The sequence below is a fragment of the Janthinobacterium sp. GMG2 genome (assembly GCF_033949445.1).
Lineage (GTDB): Bacteria > Pseudomonadota > Gammaproteobacteria > Burkholderiales > Burkholderiaceae_D > Janthinobacterium > Janthinobacterium aestuarii.
This window is the reverse complement of the sequence record NZ_JAXAWA010000003.1, coordinates 175,846-193,254: the sequence shown is the minus strand read 5'-3', so window position 1 is coordinate 193,254 and position 17,409 is coordinate 175,846. Positions and strand designations below refer to the sequence as shown.

Annotated in this window: 18 protein-coding genes; 9 read left to right on the top strand and 9 right to left on the bottom strand. The window is 61.1% G+C overall.

Annotation, left to right across the window (positions count from 1 at the left end):
* Positions 1–51: 51 nt before the first annotated feature.
* Together mmsA and mmsB are read left to right on the top strand one after the other, a co-directional pair.
* Positions 52–1,593, top strand: a complete 1,542-nt coding sequence (gene mmsA, locus SKZ59_RS12920; RefSeq protein WP_319992010.1) for a multiple monosaccharide ABC transporter ATP-binding protein — start codon at positions 52–54, stop codon at positions 1,591–1,593.
* Positions 1,583–2,800, top strand: a complete 1,218-nt coding sequence (mmsB, locus tag SKZ59_RS12915; protein ID WP_034752728.1) for a multiple monosaccharide ABC transporter permease — start codon at positions 1,583–1,585, stop codon at positions 2,798–2,800. The genes mmsA and mmsB overlap by 11 nt, the downstream gene beginning before the upstream one ends.
* 68 nt (positions 2,801–2,868) lie before the next feature.
* Here mmsB and SKZ59_RS12910 read toward each other — a convergent pair whose 3' ends face one another.
* Positions 2,869–4,500: an NAD(P)-binding protein gene (locus SKZ59_RS12910; RefSeq protein ID WP_319992009.1), complete on the bottom strand. Its 1,632-nt coding sequence runs from the start codon at positions 4,498–4,500 to the stop codon at positions 2,869–2,871.
* Entirely contained in the window at positions 4,500–6,011 is a 1,512-nt protein-coding gene (locus tag SKZ59_RS12905) for a polyamine aminopropyltransferase (RefSeq protein WP_413774550.1), read from the bottom strand. Before SKZ59_RS12905 ends, SKZ59_RS12910 begins: the two co-directional genes overlap by 1 nt.
* A gap of 60 nt (positions 6,012–6,071) precedes the next feature.
* On the opposite strand from SKZ59_RS12905, the gene SKZ59_RS12900 reads away from it, so the two are divergent.
* The 7 genes from SKZ59_RS12900 (at position 6,072) to rsgA (ending at position 11,499) form a co-directional block, all read left to right on the top strand.
* Positions 6,072–6,458, top strand: coding sequence for a DUF350 domain-containing protein (locus SKZ59_RS12900; RefSeq protein WP_034752720.1), 387 nt, complete (start codon positions 6,072–6,074; stop codon positions 6,456–6,458).
* A gap of 31 nt (positions 6,459–6,489) precedes the next feature.
* Positions 6,490–7,524, top strand: a complete 1,035-nt coding sequence (locus SKZ59_RS12895) for an SPFH domain-containing protein (RefSeq protein ID WP_319992008.1) — start codon at positions 6,490–6,492, stop codon at positions 7,522–7,524.
* A gap of 10 nt (positions 7,525–7,534) precedes the next feature.
* Positions 7,535–8,998 (top strand): DUF4178 domain-containing protein, encoded by a 1,464-nt coding sequence (locus tag SKZ59_RS12890; protein WP_319992007.1) that lies wholly within the window; start codon positions 7,535–7,537, stop codon positions 8,996–8,998.
* Positions 8,995–9,165: a hypothetical protein gene (locus SKZ59_RS12885; protein ID WP_157814714.1), complete on the top strand. Its 171-nt coding sequence runs from the start codon at positions 8,995–8,997 to the stop codon at positions 9,163–9,165. Before SKZ59_RS12890 ends, SKZ59_RS12885 begins: the two co-directional genes overlap by 4 nt.
* 2 nt (positions 9,166–9,167) lie before the next feature.
* Complete coding sequence (gene speD / locus SKZ59_RS12880; RefSeq protein WP_319992006.1) at positions 9,168–9,539, top strand: adenosylmethionine decarboxylase; 372 nt, start codon at positions 9,168–9,170, stop codon at positions 9,537–9,539.
* A 64-nt stretch (positions 9,540–9,603) separates the two neighbouring features.
* The gene (locus SKZ59_RS12875; protein WP_034752711.1) at positions 9,604–10,158 is read left to right on the top strand and encodes a hypothetical protein; all 555 of its coding nucleotides are present in this window, start codon (positions 9,604–9,606) and stop codon (positions 10,156–10,158) included.
* A 276-nt stretch (positions 10,159–10,434) separates the two neighbouring features.
* On the top strand, positions 10,435–11,499 hold the full coding sequence (gene rsgA / locus SKZ59_RS12870; protein ID WP_319992005.1) for a ribosome small subunit-dependent GTPase A: 1,065 nt from the start codon (positions 10,435–10,437) through the stop codon (positions 11,497–11,499).
* 71 nt (positions 11,500–11,570) lie between these two features.
* Here rsgA and SKZ59_RS12865 read toward each other — a convergent pair whose 3' ends face one another.
* The 7 genes from SKZ59_RS12865 to atpE all read right to left on the bottom strand — a co-directional run bounded on the left by SKZ59_RS12865 (position 11,571) and on the right by atpE (position 17,381).
* Entirely contained in the window at positions 11,571–11,990 is a 420-nt protein-coding gene (locus SKZ59_RS12865) for a F0F1 ATP synthase subunit epsilon (protein ID WP_034752707.1), read from the bottom strand.
* Between the two features lie 62 nt (positions 11,991–12,052).
* On the bottom strand, positions 12,053–13,453 hold the full coding sequence (atpD, locus tag SKZ59_RS12860; protein WP_034752705.1) for a F0F1 ATP synthase subunit beta: 1,401 nt from the start codon (positions 13,451–13,453) through the stop codon (positions 12,053–12,055).
* A 29-nt stretch (positions 13,454–13,482) separates the two neighbouring features.
* Positions 13,483–14,358, bottom strand: coding sequence for a F0F1 ATP synthase subunit gamma (gene atpG / locus SKZ59_RS12855; RefSeq protein WP_319992004.1), 876 nt, complete (start codon positions 14,356–14,358; stop codon positions 13,483–13,485).
* A 62-nt stretch (positions 14,359–14,420) separates the two neighbouring features.
* Positions 14,421–15,962, bottom strand: coding sequence for a F0F1 ATP synthase subunit alpha (gene atpA, locus SKZ59_RS12850; protein ID WP_034752701.1), 1,542 nt, complete (start codon positions 15,960–15,962; stop codon positions 14,421–14,423).
* A 78-nt stretch (positions 15,963–16,040) separates the two neighbouring features.
* On the bottom strand, positions 16,041–16,586 hold the full coding sequence (locus SKZ59_RS12845; RefSeq protein ID WP_034752699.1) for a F0F1 ATP synthase subunit delta: 546 nt from the start codon (positions 16,584–16,586) through the stop codon (positions 16,041–16,043).
* A gap of 2 nt (positions 16,587–16,588) precedes the next feature.
* A complete protein-coding gene (locus SKZ59_RS12840) occupies positions 16,589–17,059 on the bottom strand; it encodes a F0F1 ATP synthase subunit B (protein ID WP_034752697.1) in 471 nt (156 codons plus the stop codon).
* Positions 17,060–17,102: 43 nt separating this feature from the next.
* Positions 17,103–17,381, bottom strand: coding sequence for a F0F1 ATP synthase subunit C (atpE, locus tag SKZ59_RS12835; protein WP_034752695.1), 279 nt, complete (start codon positions 17,379–17,381; stop codon positions 17,103–17,105).
* Positions 17,382–17,409 lie beyond the last annotated feature (28 nt).

Sequence of the window (17,409 nt, the reverse complement as noted above, 5' to 3'; positions counted from 1 at the left end):
AGACTGCCGCACGACCGATGCCGACCAGCGCGGCCGTGCCAGAGAGGTTATATGACGAACACTATCCTGGAAATGCGCGGGATACGCAAAACATTCCCGGGCGTCGTTGCGCTCGACAATGTCAACCTGCGGGTACGCAGCGGCGAGATCCACGCCATCGTCGGCGAAAACGGCGCCGGCAAATCGACCCTGATGAAAGTGCTCAGTGGCGTCTACGGCCATGGCAGCTATACGGGCGACATCGATTACCTGGGCCAGACGCGGCACTTCCGCGGCATCAAGGACAGCGAAGAAATCGGTATCATCATCATCCACCAGGAACTGGCGCTGGTGCCCCAGCTGTCGATCGCCGAAAATATCTTCCTCGGCAACGAACCGTCCAGCATGGGCGTCATCGACTGGGAATACGCGCAAGGCAAGACGCGCGAACTGCTGCACAAAGTCGGCTTGAAAGAGTCCCCGGACACCCTGATCACCAACCTGGGCGTGGGCAAGCAGCAGCTGATCGAGATCGCCAAGGCGCTATGCAAGGACGTCAAGCTCTTGATCCTCGACGAGCCGACGGCCAGCCTGAACGAAAGCGACAGCGCGGCCCTGCTCGACCTGCTGCTGGGCCTGAAAGCCCAGGGCATCGCCTCGATCCTGATCTCGCACAAGCTCAATGAAATTTCAAGAGTCGCCGATGCCATCACGGTGCTGCGCGACGGGAACACGGTCGACAGTTTCGACTGCCGCATCGAACCCGTCAGCGAAGACCGCATCATCGAAAAAATGGTCGGACGCGAAATGGCGGACCGCTATCCGCCGCGCACGCCCACCATCGGCGAGACCATTTTCGAAGTGCGCGACTGGCGCGTCTTCCACCCCGAGCATGCCGACCGCCCCGTCATCAAGGGCATCAACATGCATGCGAAAAAGGGAGAGATCATCGGCATCGCCGGCCTGATGGGCTCCGGGCGCACGGAACTGGCGATGAGCATTTTCGGCCGCGCCTACGGCCAGCGCATCAGCGGCACGGTGCTCAAGAATGGGCAGGAAATCGACGTCAGCACCATCGGCAAGGCGATCGCACATGGCCTCGCGTATGTGACGGAAGACCGCAAGGGCCTGGGCCTGATCCTCGAGGAAGACATCCAGAAGAACACCAGCCTGGCCAACCTCGATGCGATTTCCAAGCACATGGTGATCGACGAGCAGCGTGAATTCAGCGTGGCCGAGGAGTTCCGCCGCAAGCTCAAGACCCGTTGCTCGAGCGTGGCGCAGAAGGTGGTCAATCTGTCCGGCGGCAACCAGCAGAAAGTGGTGCTGGCGAAGTGGCTGTTTTCGCGCCCCGACGTGCTGATCCTCGACGAACCGAGCCGCGGCATCGACGTGGGCGCCAAGTACGAGATCTACAGCATCATCAGCGACCTGGCCGCCGAAGGCAAATGCATCATCATGATCTCGTCGGAAATGCCGGAATTGCTGGGCATGTGCGACCGGATCTATGTCATGAACGAAGGCCGCTTTGCGGCGGAATTGAGCGCGGCAGAAGCATCGCAGGAGCGAATCATGCGCGCAATCGTTACACACGGAGAAAACAATGGACAATAAATTGACAGCAGGCGCGCCGGCAGCAGCGGCGCCAGCGGCCGCGCCGCAAGCGAAAAGCTATGCCGGCTTTTTGAAGAACAATATGCGCGACTACGGCATGCTGCTTTCGCTGATCGTCATCATGGGCTTTTTCCAGTACATGACCGACGGCACCCTGATGCAGCCGCTGAACCTGACCAACCTGGTGCTGCAAAACAGCTACATCGTCATCATGGCGCTGGGCATGCTGATGGTCATCGTGGCCGGCCATATCGATTTGTCCGTCGGCTCGGTGGTCGGCTTCGTCGGCGCCCTGGCGGCCGTCCTGATCGTCAACTACAACATGAATTTTGTCGCCGCCAGCATCCTCTGCCTGCTGGCCGGCGCCGTCATCGGCGGCGCGCAAGGCTATTTCGTCGCCTTCTTCAAGATCCCGTCCTTCATCGTCACCCTGGCCGGCATGCTGGTCTTCAAAGGCTTGACCCTGGCGCTGCTGGCAGGCCAGTCGGTCGGCCCCTTCCCTGAAGGCTTCCAGATGCTCAGCTCCGGCTTCCTGCCCGACCCGTTCGGCGGCGAGAACCTGCGCGGCCTGTCGCTGCTGCTGGGCGTGATCGCCGCCGCGGCGCTGATCTTCACCTCGCTGCGCAGCCGCGCCAAGCAACTGAAGCACGGCATGGAAAACGAGCCGCGCGCCTTCTTCCTGCTGAAAAACGCGGTCTTCGCCGCCGTGATGGTGTATTTCAGCTATCTGCTGGCGTCGTACCGCGGCTTTCCCAACGTGCTGGCCGTGATGTCGCTGCTCATCGTCGCCTACACCTTCATTACCAACCGCACCGTGCTGGGCCGCCGCGTGTATGCCGTGGGCGGCAACGAGAAGGCGGCGCGCCTGTCCGGCATCAAGACGGAACGGGTCAGCTTCTACACCTTCGTCAACATGGGCATGCTGGCCGCCCTGGCCGGCCTGATCTTCGCGGCGCGCCTGAACACGGCCACGCCAAAGGCGGGCACGGGCTTCGAACTGGACGTGATCGCCGCCTGCTTCATCGGCGGCGCCTCGGCTTCGGGCGGCGTGGGCAAGGTGATGGGCGCCGTCATCGGCGCCTTCATCATGGGCGTGATGAACAACGGCATGTCCATCATGGGCATCGGTATCGACTACCAGCAGGTGATCAAGGGCCTGGTGCTGCTGGCGGCCGTGTTCATCGACGTCATTAATAAAAATAAATGAGAAGAACAAGGAAGCACAGGTTCGAGCCTTAGGGGGCTCTGGCCGGCGCTTGCGCCGGCCTTTTTCATTTATGTGATCGCCAGCCGCGCCGCACGGTCGCCCCACCACGCGGCCTCTTCAAATACGGAAAAGCCCGACAGATCGGCATGCGCGAACAGGATCGCCCCATCGTGTTCGCGCAAGGCTTTGAGCCCCGCATTGCTGCGAAATCCCGGCAACGGCGCGGCCATGGCGTGGCCGCGCACGGTGATGTCGACGCGTTCGACGCAGCTGGCGAAATCGCGCCCGTACGCCGTCTTCAAATCGACGCTGGCCAGCGCCAGCAATTCTTCGGGGCTAGCCGTATCGAGCCACTTGCGCGCTTGCTGCGGTGTGCGGTCAGATAAGGCCACGTAGGCGCTGAAAACGGTTTTCTCGGGCGGGCGCACGCGGATGTCCTGGTGCGTGGAGACGACATAGCCGAGGCCAGGCTCCTGGTACACGACGTTGTCCCAGCACAGCGGTGCGTGCGGCAGTTCGTCAGGAAAACGCTTGAGCAGGAAATTGGCCACCATCCACGGCGCATACGCGGGCGTGTCGCGTTTCGCGTCGAAGCCATAGGCGGCGATGTTGTCCACCACGCGCGCCGCGACATACAGCGGCATGGCGCAGATGGCCTTGCGCGCCTTGACCAGGTAGGTGCGCGGCTGGCCATCGACCAGTTCCAGGCACAGCGCCTCCACGCCGCTGGCCGTCGTCGTGAGGGAAACCACCGTACCCGCATGGCGTTGGACACCTGAGGCCTGCTCCATGGCCGTGGCGACCGGCTGCATGCCGCCCGGCCAGGTCAGCCAGGCGCCATTGCCCGCGTTGGCCGCCTGACCCCAGCGGCTGCAATAGTAATGCAGGCCGGCCCAGGCCGAGACCTGGTCGTAGCGCGTGCCGTAGTCGTCGCGGCAGCAGTAATTCAGATACCAGTGCAAGGTGGGCGAGGTGTATCCCTCGCACTCCATCCACTGTTTCAAGGTGATGGTATCGAGCGCCTGCCAGGCCGGGTCTTGCGACGATTCCACGGTAGGAAAAACGAAGACGCGCTTGCCGTCGTTGCCATGCGCCTGGCGCAGGCGCCGCACGTCGGCAAAGAAGCGCTCGTGCTGCGCCAGCTCCTCGGCGGAGATGCCTTCGGTGGGAATGAAGCCATCCTGCCACTGGCCGTTGAACAGCAAGCGCTCTTCCGGCGCATGCAGGATGTAGCGCTCGTCGTAAGTGGGCTTTTCCGCCTGCGGATCGCGCTCGATGATACCCAGGTCGAACAATATCTCGCGCACATGCGTCGATTCGGGCGACGGCAGCGGCAGGTAATGGCCCCCCGTGGGATAAGCGAGATCGCCGAAGTGGCCGCCGGCCGCGTTGCCATACGGCTGCGGGCCATCGACCATGAGGAAATCCTTGTGCCCCAGTTTATTCAGCCGCCAGGCGGCCGTCAGGCCGGCGATGCCCGAGCCGAGGATGGCCACGTCGGTGGTGATGGTTGCCGAGGGCGCCGGCAGCGCCTTGCGCTCGCGCAGCAGCTCACGCAAATAGTGGCCCTCGCTGCGGCCCGGGTACAGCACCCTGGACGTGATTTCCTGCCAGCGCAGATAGGCGGCGATGCTGCCGATGCCAGCGGCGGCCGCCGCCGTGCCGCCGGCGGCCCACAGCATGAAGGAACGGCGCTGCATCAGCGGATCACCCGGTTCCAGTCCTGCTCGAATTCATGCACGAGCGACTGGGTGTTCAGGCGGTTCGGCGCCATCGGCAGCGGCTGCATGTCGGGCGGGAAGATGAACATCTCGCGCGTCGTGTCCGCATTCAGGTAGCGCATGGGCAGGCGGTATTTCGTCGGCGGTGTGTAGTCGAGTTGCGGCGAGGCGAGGATAAAACCCCATTCGCCGAACGAGGGCACGTAGGCGTGGTAGGGCCAGGTGCGCATGCCCACTTCGCGCAGGGTCGAATTGATGGTCCAGTAGGCGTGCGGCGCAAAGAACGGCGACGTCGATTGCACCACCATCAAGCCCTTGGCGGCCAGGTGCTTTTTCACCAGGTCGTAAAATGGCACCGAATACAGTTTGCCGAGCGCGAAGCTGGATGGGTCGGGGAAATCGACGATGGCCGCATCGAACATGTCGCCGTTGTTGCGCAGCCAGACGGCGGCATCGGCATTGACGACGGTGACGCGCTTGTCCGAGAACGAATTGTTATTCAGCTTCGCCAGTTCCGGGCGCGTGGTAAACGCGGCCGTCATGGCGGGGTCGAGGTCGACCACGGTGACGTGTTCGATCTGTGGATAACGGAGGATTTCGCGCAGGGCCAGACCATCGCCGCCGCCCAGCACCAGCACGCGGCGCGCCCACGGCAGCGCTTCCAGCACCGGATGCACGAGCGCCTCGTGGTAGCGGTACTCGTCGCGCGAGGAAAACTGCAAATTGCCATTGATGTACAGCCGCGTATCGTCCTTCCAGCGCGTGATCACCAGGCGCTGGTAGGGCGTGGTGGTGGAATACACGATCTGGTCGCCGAACAGGCCATGTTCTCCCCAGGCCACCATGCGGTCGGACATGGCAAAGCCGGCGATCAGCAGCAGCATCACGGCGCAGGCGCGCAGCAAGCGCCCCGTGAGGTTCTTCAGTTCCGCGCGGAAGACATAGATGCTCCACAGGCCCACGCCCACGTTGAGCATGCCGAACAAAAAGCCCGTGCGCACCAGGCCCAGATACGGTGACAGCACCAGCGGGAACAGCAGGGAAACGGCCAGCGCGCCCAAGTAATCGAAGGTGAGCACGCGGCTGACCAGTTCGGAAAATTCCGTCTGGCGCGTGTTCAGGGCGCGCATCACCAGCGGCACTTCCATGCCGACCAGTGCGCCGATCAGGAACACCATCACATACAATAAGGTGCGAAATGGCGCCGCCATCCACGAAAACGTCATGAACAGGATGGCGGCCGACAGGCCGCCGATCAGGCCCACGGCCAGTTCAATGTCGACAAAGCGCGAGAGCACGTCGTCGTCCTTCACGTACTTGGAAAAGTGCGCGCCTACGCCCATGGCAAACAGGTAGCAGCCGATGATGGTGGAAAACTGCAGAATGGAGTCGCCGAGCAGGTAGCTGGACATGGCGCCAGCGATCAGTTCATACGCGAGTCCGCAGGAAGCAACCACGAAGACGGACAAAATCAGAATCTTTTTGTTCATTGGACTTTTTTTTGTTCTAATATGCGTTGACGTTATCAAATACTCATTGCGAGGAAAGCCGTGCCCGCCATCCTAAACTATCTGATCCATCTTATACTGGCCGCCGCGCTGCTGATTGCCTTTTTTATCATTTACACGCGCGTCACGCCGTATAACGAAGTGCTGCTGATCCGCCAGGGTAACCACGCGGCGGCCCTGTCGCTGGGCGGCGCGCTGCTGGGCTTTTCCGCCACCATCGCCTCGTCCCTGATGCACACGGCCGACTACCAGCAATTCTTTGCCTGGGCCTTCGGCGCCATGGTGGTGCAATTGCTCGCCTATGTGGTGACCACGCGGCTGCTGCGCATGTCGAAGGACCAGATCGAATCGAACAACAGCGCTTTCGGCGGCCTGCTGGGCGCCATTGCCCTGTCGATCGGCGCCATCAACGCCGCCTGCATTTCCTGACACCGCTTTATCTTTTTCAAGGACATTCATCATGAGCCTCGGCAGCTTTATCAAGAAGCAGTTTATCGACGTACTGCAGTGGAACGAAGAGACGGAAGGCGTGCTGGCCTGGCGCTTCCCCATGCAGGATTTCGAGATCCAGAACGGCGCCATCCTGAATGTGCGCGAATCGCAGGTCGCCGTCTTCGTCAATGAAGGCAAGATCGCCGACGTCTTCGGTCCCGGCACGCACAAGCTGACGACACAGACCTTACCGCTGCTGACCAACCTGAAAAACTGGGACAAGCTGTTCGACTCGCCCTTCAAGTCGGACGTGTATTACTTCAGCACGCGCGTGCAGACGGGCCGCAAGTGGGGCACGCCGCAGCCAATCACCATCCGCGACAAGGATTTCGACATGATCCGCGTGCGCGCCTTCGGCATGTATTCGTACCGCATCGCCGACGCCCGCACCTTCTTCACCGAGATCAGCGGCACGCGCGAAGTCTATACGCGCGACGAGGTGGAAGACCAGTTGCGCGGTATTCTGATGTCGAGCATGGCCAGCTCGCTGGGCGGCGCGAACGTCCCCTTCCTCGACATGGCGGCCAACCAGGCGTTGATGGCGCAGGAAGTCAAGGATGGCCTGGCGCAGGCGTTTGCCCGCTATGGCGTGGGCCTCGATGAATTCAACGTGGCCAGCATCAGCCTGCCCGAGGAATTGCAGGCGGCGCTCGACGAACGCATCTCGGCCGGCATGAAGGGCGGCCTGGGTGCCGACAAGATGAGCGGCTACACGAAATTCCAGGTGGCCAACGCGATCCCGCTGGCGGCGCAGAACGAAGGCGGCATGGCCGGCATCGGTGCGGGACTGGGCGCCGGGTTGTCGATCGGCCAGGTGATGGCGCAAAGCATGGGCGGTACGCTGCAGCAGCAGGCACCGGCGCCGGCGGCGCCGCCAGCCCCCGCGGAGGAACCGATCGAGGCGCGCCTGGAAAACCTCAAGGGCTTGCTCGACAAGGGTCTCATCTCGCCGGCCGACTACGACGGCGCCAAGGCTGAACTGCTGAAAAAACTGATCGGCTAAGCGCGACTGCATGCAAACTGTTTCCTGTCCCAGCTGCGGCGCGGAAGTCCGCTTCCGCTCGCACGCTTCCGTGCTCGCCGTCTGCGAGTACTGCCACAGCACCATCCTCAAGGACGCCGATGCCGTCAGGGACGTGGGCAAGATGTCGGCCGTCCTGGAAGACTATACGCCGATCCAGATCGGCACGGCCGGCGTGCACGATGGCGTGCACTTCACGGTCGTCGGCCGCATCCAGCAGCGCTACAGCGCCGGCACGTGGAACGAGTGGTATCTGCTGTTCGATGACGCCAGCACGGCCTGGCTGGGCGACTCGTCCGGCCTGTACACCCTGACCCGCGAACGCAGCACGCAAGATACCTTACCCGTCTTTGGCGAGTTGGCGCCGGGCAAGCGCTACACGATCTGCGGCGAGCCGTACACGGCGGCCGAGATCCGCAACGCCGAATGCATCGCCGGCCAGGGCGAATTGCCGTTCAAGGTGGGCGCCGGCTGGCGCATCCAGGTGGCGGACTTCCGCAACTACGCCAGCTTTGTCACGCTCGACTACACGGATGGCCCGCAACCGGTCGTCTACCAGGGCGTCGCCGTCACCCTGGACAGTTTGAAGTGCCAGTTGCTGCGCGACGACGACGCCATCGCCAAGAGCGCCGGCAAGTACCGCGGCAAGCTCGATGCGCTCGACTGCCCTTCCTGCGGCAACGGCATCCACTATGTGCCCGGCGCGGCGGCGCAGCTGGTGTGCCCCGCCTGCCACGCGCAGCTCGACGCCAGCGGCCCGGAAGCGCAGGTGCTGGCCATCGGCAAGCAAGTGCACGACAACGCCGACATCTCCCTGGAACTGGGCGCCAGCGCGAAGATCAGCAATGTGGACTTCACGGTCATCGGCATGATGCGCCGCGCCGACGACGAAGGCAGCGAGTGGAACGAATACCTGCTGTACAACGCGCGCGCCGGCTTCTTCTGGCTGGTGGAGACGGACGATGGCTGGTCGCGCTCGAACGTGCTGCCGAACTGGCCCAACTGGGCGTCGCTGGACGCCGATACCTGTACGCTCGATGGCGCCACCTACCAAAAACTGTATGACTACGGCTCGCAGGTTGTGTATGCGGCGGGCGCCTTCAACTGGAAGGTGGCCGTCGGCGACAGCACGCATGTCCATGAATTCGAACAGGGACAGACCAAACTGGCGGCGGAGATCACCGGCGAGGAAATGACCTGGTCGCGCTCCGTGCCCGTCGCCTATGACCAGATGGCCGCCTGGTTTGGCGCCGCCTTCCATGGCGGCGACCAGGTGCGGAATATCCAGCTGAGCCACCGCGGCATCGCCAAGGTCTTCATCGTCATCGTGCTGGTCTTGAACGCGATCCCGATGTTCGTCTCGTTCTCCAGCACCTTGATGTGGAGTTTGCTGGGCTGCCTGGCGCTGTTCCTGCCCGCCGCTTTTCTCGACAAGAATGCAAAGAATCCCCCATGAGTAAATATGTGATCTATGCCCTGATGGTGACCTTCAGTGTCACGGCCGCCAACTGGGTGCGCATGTTCAAGGTGGCCGGTAGCAGCAGCGGCAGCAGCTGGAGTTCGCGCACGGGCAGCGGCGGCGGCAGCTATGGCGGCGGATCCAGCGGCGGGAGCCACAAATAAGCATGGCGTCCACACCGCATCTGCCCCTGGGCACCCATCTGCTGGCCGACCTGTCGGGCATCGCGCAAGAAGCTCTGCGCGACTGCGCCGCGCTGGAGCGCCTGCTGCGCGACGCCGCCATCGCGGCCGGCGCGCAAGTGCTGCACGGCCATTTCCACAGCTTTGGCCCGGGCCAGGGCGTCACGGGCGTGCTGCTGCTTGCCGAATCGCACATCTCGCTGCATACCTGGCCCGAGGTCGGCTTTGCCGCCGTCGACATCTTCATGTGCGGCGCGGCCCGGCCGCAACTGGCGCTCGACATCATCAAGGAGGCGCTGCAGGCCGCGCATTGCCAACTGCAGTCCATACGGCGTGCGCCGCCCGGGCATTCCTAGCGTCGCTGGTGGATCGCGTGGGGATCGCTTACACTGTCGGCTCATTTCCCCAACCGTGACTCCCATGCGCCGTTCCGCCCTCCTTGCCTTGCCCCTGCTGCTGCTGGTTTCCGCCTGCGATGACTACACGGCGCCCAGCCTGTACCAGGCCACCACGCCCGAGTGCAAGACGTGGACGGAGGGCTCGCGTTTCGAGCTGCCGCGCGGTATCAGCATCTACGCCACGCCGCCCGTCACCCTGAAGGAAGGCGGCACGGAGCTGGCGCTGATTTTTACTTTGCCCGTCGGTACGCAAGCCAGTTTTACGCGCCTGTCCTTCCTGCTGGAAGAACCGAAACAGCCGCCCTTCGCGCAAGCCAAGATACTCACCATTTACCAGCGCGGCATGAACCAGAAGGCGGAGATCGTCGACGTCATCGAGCAGCTGCCCATCATGTTTTCCGCCGTCGGCAACAGCAAGGAAACGCAATGGCGCCTGCGGTTGCAACTGCCGCGCCAGCTGCCGCAGCGCTTCGATCTGTCGATGCCCGACATGCTCGTCGGCGGCAAGCGCTATCCGGTGCGCACGTTTACGTACCGCTATTTCCCCGAGCGCCAGGCTTACGGCATGTGCAGCTAAGCCACACCCTCTGTTGACGGCGGCGCAGGCCGCTGGCACACTGGTGTTTTCCATCACACAACAGGAGTAGACAACATGCGCCATTCGGATACTGCCGTGCTGTCGGCTGCCTGATCACCGTTTTTTCCCCGCTAAGATTTTTAGCCCGCACTTCCCCATACGCTGATCGCGTAGCCGACGTTCCCCTTCTTTCGTGCCAGTCATCGCGACTGGCGGTGCCTGCACGCGCAGGCTACACGTCCGCACGCGGACGACAGAATATGGAATCACGCTACCATGATCGCATTCGATTTTGCACAACTACGCCGTATCGGGCTGCAGCAGGCCATCGCCAGCGCAGCCACCCAGCTCGACATCTCTTCCCCCGCCGCGCAGCTGATGCGCGTTTGCGCCGTGCACCGCGACAGCATCGGCGTGCACGACGGCATCCTGGAACAGCCGGCGCAGATCCTGCCGCGCCTGCTGCACGAACTGCAGGAACACGACACCATCCTCACGGTGGGCGACTGGGTCGCCGCCGAAGCCGATGGTCACGGCACGCTGTGGATAACGGCGCACTTATCCCCAGTCACGCAGATCGCGCGGAGCGGCAATGACGGCCGGCGCCAACTGCTTGCCAGCAATGTCGATACGGCCCTGCTGGTGATGGGACTGGACGACGATTTCAATCCGCGCCGCCTGGAGCGCTATCTGGCCATCGTGCTGGCGGCCCAGGTCAGCCCCGTGGTGGTGCTGAGCAAGGCCGATGTGGCCGATGACGTGCCGGGCAAGCTGGCGCAGCTCAGACAGCGCCTGCCGCCCCACGTGCCCCTGTTTGCCATCGATACGCGCCATGCGTATGACGTGGCCATCCTGGAACCGTGGTTGGGTGCAGGCCAGACCCTGGTGCTGCTCGGTTCATCGGGCGCCGGCAAGTCCAGCCTGACCAATACCTTGTGCGCGGTGGAGCAGGCAACCAACGGCGTGCGCCATGGCGACGGGCGCGGCCGCCACACGACGACGGCCCGCTCGCTGCACCTGTGCGCCAGCGGCGCCTGCATCATCGACACGCCGGGGCTGCGCAGCTGGCGCGCCGATGCCGATGCGCAGACCCTGGCGGCCACCTTTGACGACATCGCGGCGCTGGCGGCGGCGTGCCAGTTCCGCGATTGCCGGCATGCGAGCGAACCCGGTTGCGCCGTGCGCGGCGCCGTCGATGGGGACCGCCTGCGCAATTATCACAAGCTGCTGCGCGACGCGCGCCGCATCGACGAGACGCCGCTCGAGCGCATTGCCGCGCGCGCCAGGTGGAAGACGGTATTGAAGGCGGGACTGGAAAGGGGAAAGGACAAGCGCCGCTGATTTTTACTGAAATTCGTTTGCTGAAAAAAAAGGCAGCCCGAAGGCTGCCTTTCTTGCGCGGCGCAGATTGATTACATCTTGCGCAGCTTCTGGATCGCTGCCAGCTGCGCAATCGCGCTGGCCAGCTCGGCTTGCGCTTGCGCGTAGTCGATGCCCGAATCCTTGTTGTGGATATTTTCTTCCGCCAACTTCTTCGCTTCCAGCGCTTTCGCTTCGTCGAGGTCGTGACCGCGGATCGCGGTATCGGCCAGGACAGTCACGGTATCCGGTTGCACTTCCAGCAGGCCGCCGGCAACGAAGACGAACTCTTCTTCAGCCTGGCCGACTACCTTGATGCGGACCGCGCCCGGACGGATGCGGGTAATCAAAGGCGTGTGGCGTGGGTAGATACCCAGCTCGCCCTGTTCACCCGGCAACGCGACGAATTCTGCTTCGCCTGAAAAAATCAGTTCTTCAGCGGAAACCACGTCAACGTGAATTGTGTGTGCCATGTGTGTCCTATCGGGTTGAAGAACCCCGCCTTCTGAGGGGCGGGGTTAGGCCCAGACTTAACTTAGTTAAGTTTCTTGGCTTTTTCGATTGCTTCTTCGATCGTGCCGACCATGTAGAACGCTTGTTCCGGCAGGTGATCGAGTTCGCCCGAAGCGATCATTTTGAAGCCCTTGATCGTGTCTTTGAGCGAAACGTATTTACCAGGCGCGCCAGTAAAGACTTCAGCGACGTGGAAAGGCTGCGACAGGAAACGCTGCATCTTACGTGCGCGGGCGACCAGCAGTTTGTCTTCCGGTGCCAGCTCGTCCATACCCAGAATCGCGATAATGTCGCGCAATTCCTTGTAGCGTTGCAGGGTCGTTTGCACGGCACGCGCGGTGTCATAGTGCTCTTGACCAACGATCAACGGATCCAGCTGACGCGAGGTCGAATCCAGTGGGTCCACGGCTGGGTAGATACCCAGGGAAGCGATGTCACGCGACAGCGCAACGGTCGAATCCAAGTGAGCAAACGTGGTAGCAGGCGACGGATCGGTGTAATCATCGGCTGGAACGTAGACGGCCTGGATCGAGGTGATCGAACCGGTCTTGGTCGACGTAATACGCTCTTGCAGACGGCCCATTTCTTCAGCCAGGGTCGGTTGGTAACCCACAGCCGACGGCATACGGCCCAGCAGTGCCGAGACTTCGGTACCAGCCAGCGTAAAGCGGTAGATGTTGTCGACGAAGAACAGAACGTCCTTGCCTTCATCACGGAACGATTCAGCGATCGTCAGGCCGGTCAGCGCAACGCGCAGACGGTTACCTGGCGGTTCATTCATCTGACCGTAGACCATCGCGACTTTGGAATTCTCCGGGTTTTCCAGATCGACCACTTTCGCGTCAGCCATCTCGTGGTAGAAGTCGTTACCTTCACGAGTACGCTCACCAACACCGGCGAACACGGACACGCCGCTGTGCGCTTTGGCGATGTTGTTAATCAGTTCCATCATGTTCACGGTCTTGCCTACGCCAGCGCCGCCGAACAGACCGACTTTACCGCCTTTTGCAAACGGGCAAACCAGGTCGATCACCTTGATGCCGGTTTCCAGCAGTTCTTGCGATGGCGACAGTTCGTCGTATGCAGGAGCGGTGCGGTGGATCGACGCGATCTGCTCGTGCGACACGGGGCCGCATTCGTCGATCGGGTTGCCCAGCACGTCCATGATGCGACCCAGGGTTGCTTTACCGACTGGCACCATGATAGGTTTGCCGGTGTTCTGGATCATCATGCCGCGACGCAGGCCATCGGACGAGCCGAGTGCAATGGTACGGACAATGCCGTCGCCCAACTGCTGTTGTACTTCCAGGGTCAGTTCCGAGCCTGCCATCTTCAAGGCATCAAATACCTTAGGCATCGCGTTGCGGGGAAACTCAACGTCCACCACAGCGCCGATACACTGAACGATTTTGCCATCAGCCATGTTCGTTCCTTCAATATAGTTAAATTCGTTTAAACCGCAGCCGCACCGGCGACGATTTCGGAGAGTTCTTTGGTAATCGCAGCTTGGCGGGTCTTGTTGTAGATCAGCTTCAATTCGCCGATCACACTACCCGCGTTGTCGCTTGCAGCTTTCATCGCGACCATCCGTGCCGATTGCTCGGACGCCAGATTCTCCGCGACAGCCTGGTACACCAGCGCTTCTACATAGCGCTCCAGCAATTCGTCGATGATGCTTTGTGCATCCGGCTCGTAGATGTAATCCCACGAGTGTGCGCTCTTGTCGGCGACCATCTTGTCGGCCGTCAGGGGCAGCAATTGCTCCACGACTGGTTCCTGTTTCATCGTGTTGATGAATTTGGTGTAGCACAGGTACACTGCATCGATCTTGCCTGCCTGGAACTCTTCGAGCATGACCTTGACGGGTCCGATCAGTTTGTCCAGGTGGGGCGTATCACCGGTCTGAATGGCAGAGGCGACGATCTTGACGCCGATGCGATTCAAAAAACCCAAACCCTTGTTACCGATGGCAACTGCTTCAACCCGGTTGCCAGCTGCTTCCAGCTCGCGCGACTTCGACGTCACCTGGCGCAGGATGTTGGTGTTCATGCCGCCGCACAGACCCTTGTCGGTCGTGACAACGATGAAACCCACTGCCTTCGCTTGCGTACCCTGGGCAACTGCCAGGAACGGGTGCGTGTATTCCGGATTGGCGGTCGCCAGATTGGCGGCGATATTCCGAATCTTGTCACTGTAGGGACGAGCGGCCCGCATCCGGTCTTGCGCCTTGCGCATTTTGGACGCGGCGACCATTTCCATCGCCTTGGTGATCTTCTTCGTATTCTCTACGCTCTTGATCTTGCCTCGTATCTCTTTGCTTGATGCCATGAGTCCTTACTCCTTCTGCGCGTAGGGCGGCGCCTCACTCGAGGTGGGCGCCGCCTGGCCGCTTAATATGCGCCGGATTTCTTGAAATCAGCAATGGCCGCCGACAGAGTTGCTTCGCTGTCTTTGTCGAGTTGCTTGGTTTCTTCGATCTTGGCCAGCAGAGCAGCTTGCTTGGTCTTCATGTAAGCGTGGACACCAGCTTCGAACGACAGCACTTGCTTGACTGGCACGTCGTCCATGAAGCCTTTGTTCACCGAGAACAGCGATACAGCCATCAGCGAGATCGACAGTGGCGAGTATTGGGCTTGCTTGAGCAATTCCGTTACGCGGGCACCACGGTCCAGCTGCTTGCGGGTCGATTCATCGAGGTCCGAAGCGAACTGCGCAAACGCGGCCAGTTCACGGTACTGCGCCAAGTCGGTACGGATACCGCCGGACAGGTTTTTGATGACCTTGGTCTGGGCGGCGCCACCGACGCGCGATACGGAAATACCGGCGTTAATTGCAGGACGGATACCGGCATTGAACAGCGAGGTTTCCAGGAAGATCTGACCGTCGGTAATCGAAATCACGTTGGTTGGAACGAATGCGGACACGTCGCCAGCTTGCGTTTCAATGATCGGCAGTGCCGTCAGGGAACCGGTCTTGCCTTTGACGGCGCCGTCGGTGAACTTCTCGACGTAGTCGGCGTTCACGCGTGCTGCGCGTTCCAGCAGGCGGCTGTGCAGGTAGAACACGTCGCCTGGGTACGCTTCGCGACCTGGTGGACGGCGCAGCAGCAGCGAGATTTGACGGTATGCAACAGCTTGTTTGGACAGATCATCGTAGACGATCAGTGCATCTTCACCGCGGTCACGGAAGTATTCGCCCATGGCGCAACCGGAGTACGGCGAGATGTATTGCATGGCGGCCGATTCCGAAGCGGAAGCGGCGACAACGATGGTGTATTCCATCGCGCCGTGCTGTTCCAGCGAGCGCACGATGTTCTTGATCGACGAGGCTTTTTGGCCAATCGCGACGTAGATACATTTCATGCCCTGGCCTTTTTGATTGATGATCGCATCAATCGCCACAGCCGACTTGCCGGTTTGACGGTCGCCGATGATCAGTTCGCGCTGGCCGCGGCCAACTGGAACCATCGCATCGATCGACTTCAGGCCGGTTTGCATCGGTTGCGAAACGGATTCACGGGCGATCACGCCCGGTGCGATTTTTTCAATCGCGGCCGTCAATTTGGTTTCGATGGCGCCTTTGCCGTCGATCGGCTGACCCAGCGCGTTGACAACGCGGCCGAGCAGCTCAGGACCGACTGGCACTTCCAGAATGCGGCCGGTGCATTTCACCGTGTCGCCTTCGGAGATGTGCTCGTAGGCACCCAGAATCACGGAACCGACGGAGTCGCGTTCCAGATTCATTGCCAGGCCAAACGTGTTGCCTGGGAATTCCAGCATCTCGCCTTGCATCACGTCCGACAAACCGTGGATGCGGCAGATACCGTCGGCGACGGAAATAACCGTGCCTTGATTACGCACTTCAGCGCCGCCGTCAAGACCTTGGATCCGGCTCTTGATCAACTCGCTGATTTCAGATGGGTTGAGTTGCATACTAACTCCTAAAAGTGTTTCTCTCAGCTTGCGCGAGGGGTAAGGGTCTGTCTAAGCTGGCCTGCCGAAGCGCGTGTCTTACGACACCAGTGCAGCGTGCAGTTGCTGCAACTTGGCGCGCACCGAGGTATCGAGCACCTGGTCGCCAACGACCACGCGCACGCCGCCGAGCAGCGATGGATCCACTGTGACGGCAGGGTTGAGCTTACGACTGAATTTCTTTTCCAGCGTTGCGACCAGCTCGGCCGTTTGGCCTTCGCTCAGATCGAAAGCGCTCGTGATCTCGGCGTCAGCCGCACCTTCCAGGCCATTTTTCAAGGCATGGAATTGCGCGCCGATTTCCGGCAGCAGGCTGATGCGGCCATTTTCGATCAACATCGTGACGAAGTTTTTCACTTCCTCATTGAGCGGCGATTTCAACAACGACAGGATGGTGGCGGCGACGTCGCTTTCCGAAACTTTCGGATTGCGCGCGTACGCCTGTACCTCGGGGTGGCTACCGATCTGTGCCAGTTCGGACACCAGCTCGGACCACGCCGCGAGGTTGCTTGACTCCTTACCAGCTTGGGCTACGCGGAACAAAGCTTCCGCGTAGGGACGGGCGACGGTTGCGAGTTCTGCCATGATTACAGCTCGACAGCAAGACGCTGCAACATTTCGGCGTGAGCCGTAGCGTTAACTTCACGCTTCAAGATCTGCTCGGCACCCTTGACAGCCAGGTCAGCCACCTGAGCGCGCAATTGTTCGCGTGCTTTCGACAGTTGCTGTTCGGCGTCCGACTGGGCTTGCGCAATGATACGCGCAGCTTCAGCTTGTGCATTTTGCTTGATCTCTTCAGCAACCAGCTGCGCGCGCTTTTCAGCGTCCGCAACGCGTTGCGACGCTTCTTCACGTGCACTGTTCAATGCCTCTTGCGCACGCTTTTCAGCGACTGCCATCGAAGCTTGACCTTGATCGGCCGCAGCCAATCCATCCGCGATTCGTTTGGCACGCTCATCCAGCGCATTGTTCAGCGCTGGAAATACGAACTTCATCGAGAACCAGACCAACACCGCGAAGGTGATCATCTGGCCGATGAGCGACATATTGATGTCCATACCTTTGCTCCTAACTAAAAGTTTCTCCTAGGGTTGGAGCGAATTACTGAGCAACAGCCGTCAGAGCGGACAGGAACGGGTTAGCGAACGTGTACAGCAGAGCAACACCAACGCCGATCATCGAAATAGCATCCAGCAGACCAGCGATAACGAACAGTTTGGTTTGCAGTTGTGGCATCAGTTCTGGTTGACGTGCCGAAGCTTCCAGGAATTTGCCACCCAAGATAGCGAAGCCCAGAGCGGTGCCGATTGCGGCCAGGCCGATGATGATTGCTGCTGCCAGAACGGTCATGCTTTGTACTTGTGCGATCAGAGCTTGCATAAAATTCTCCTAAATTTAAAAACGAAAG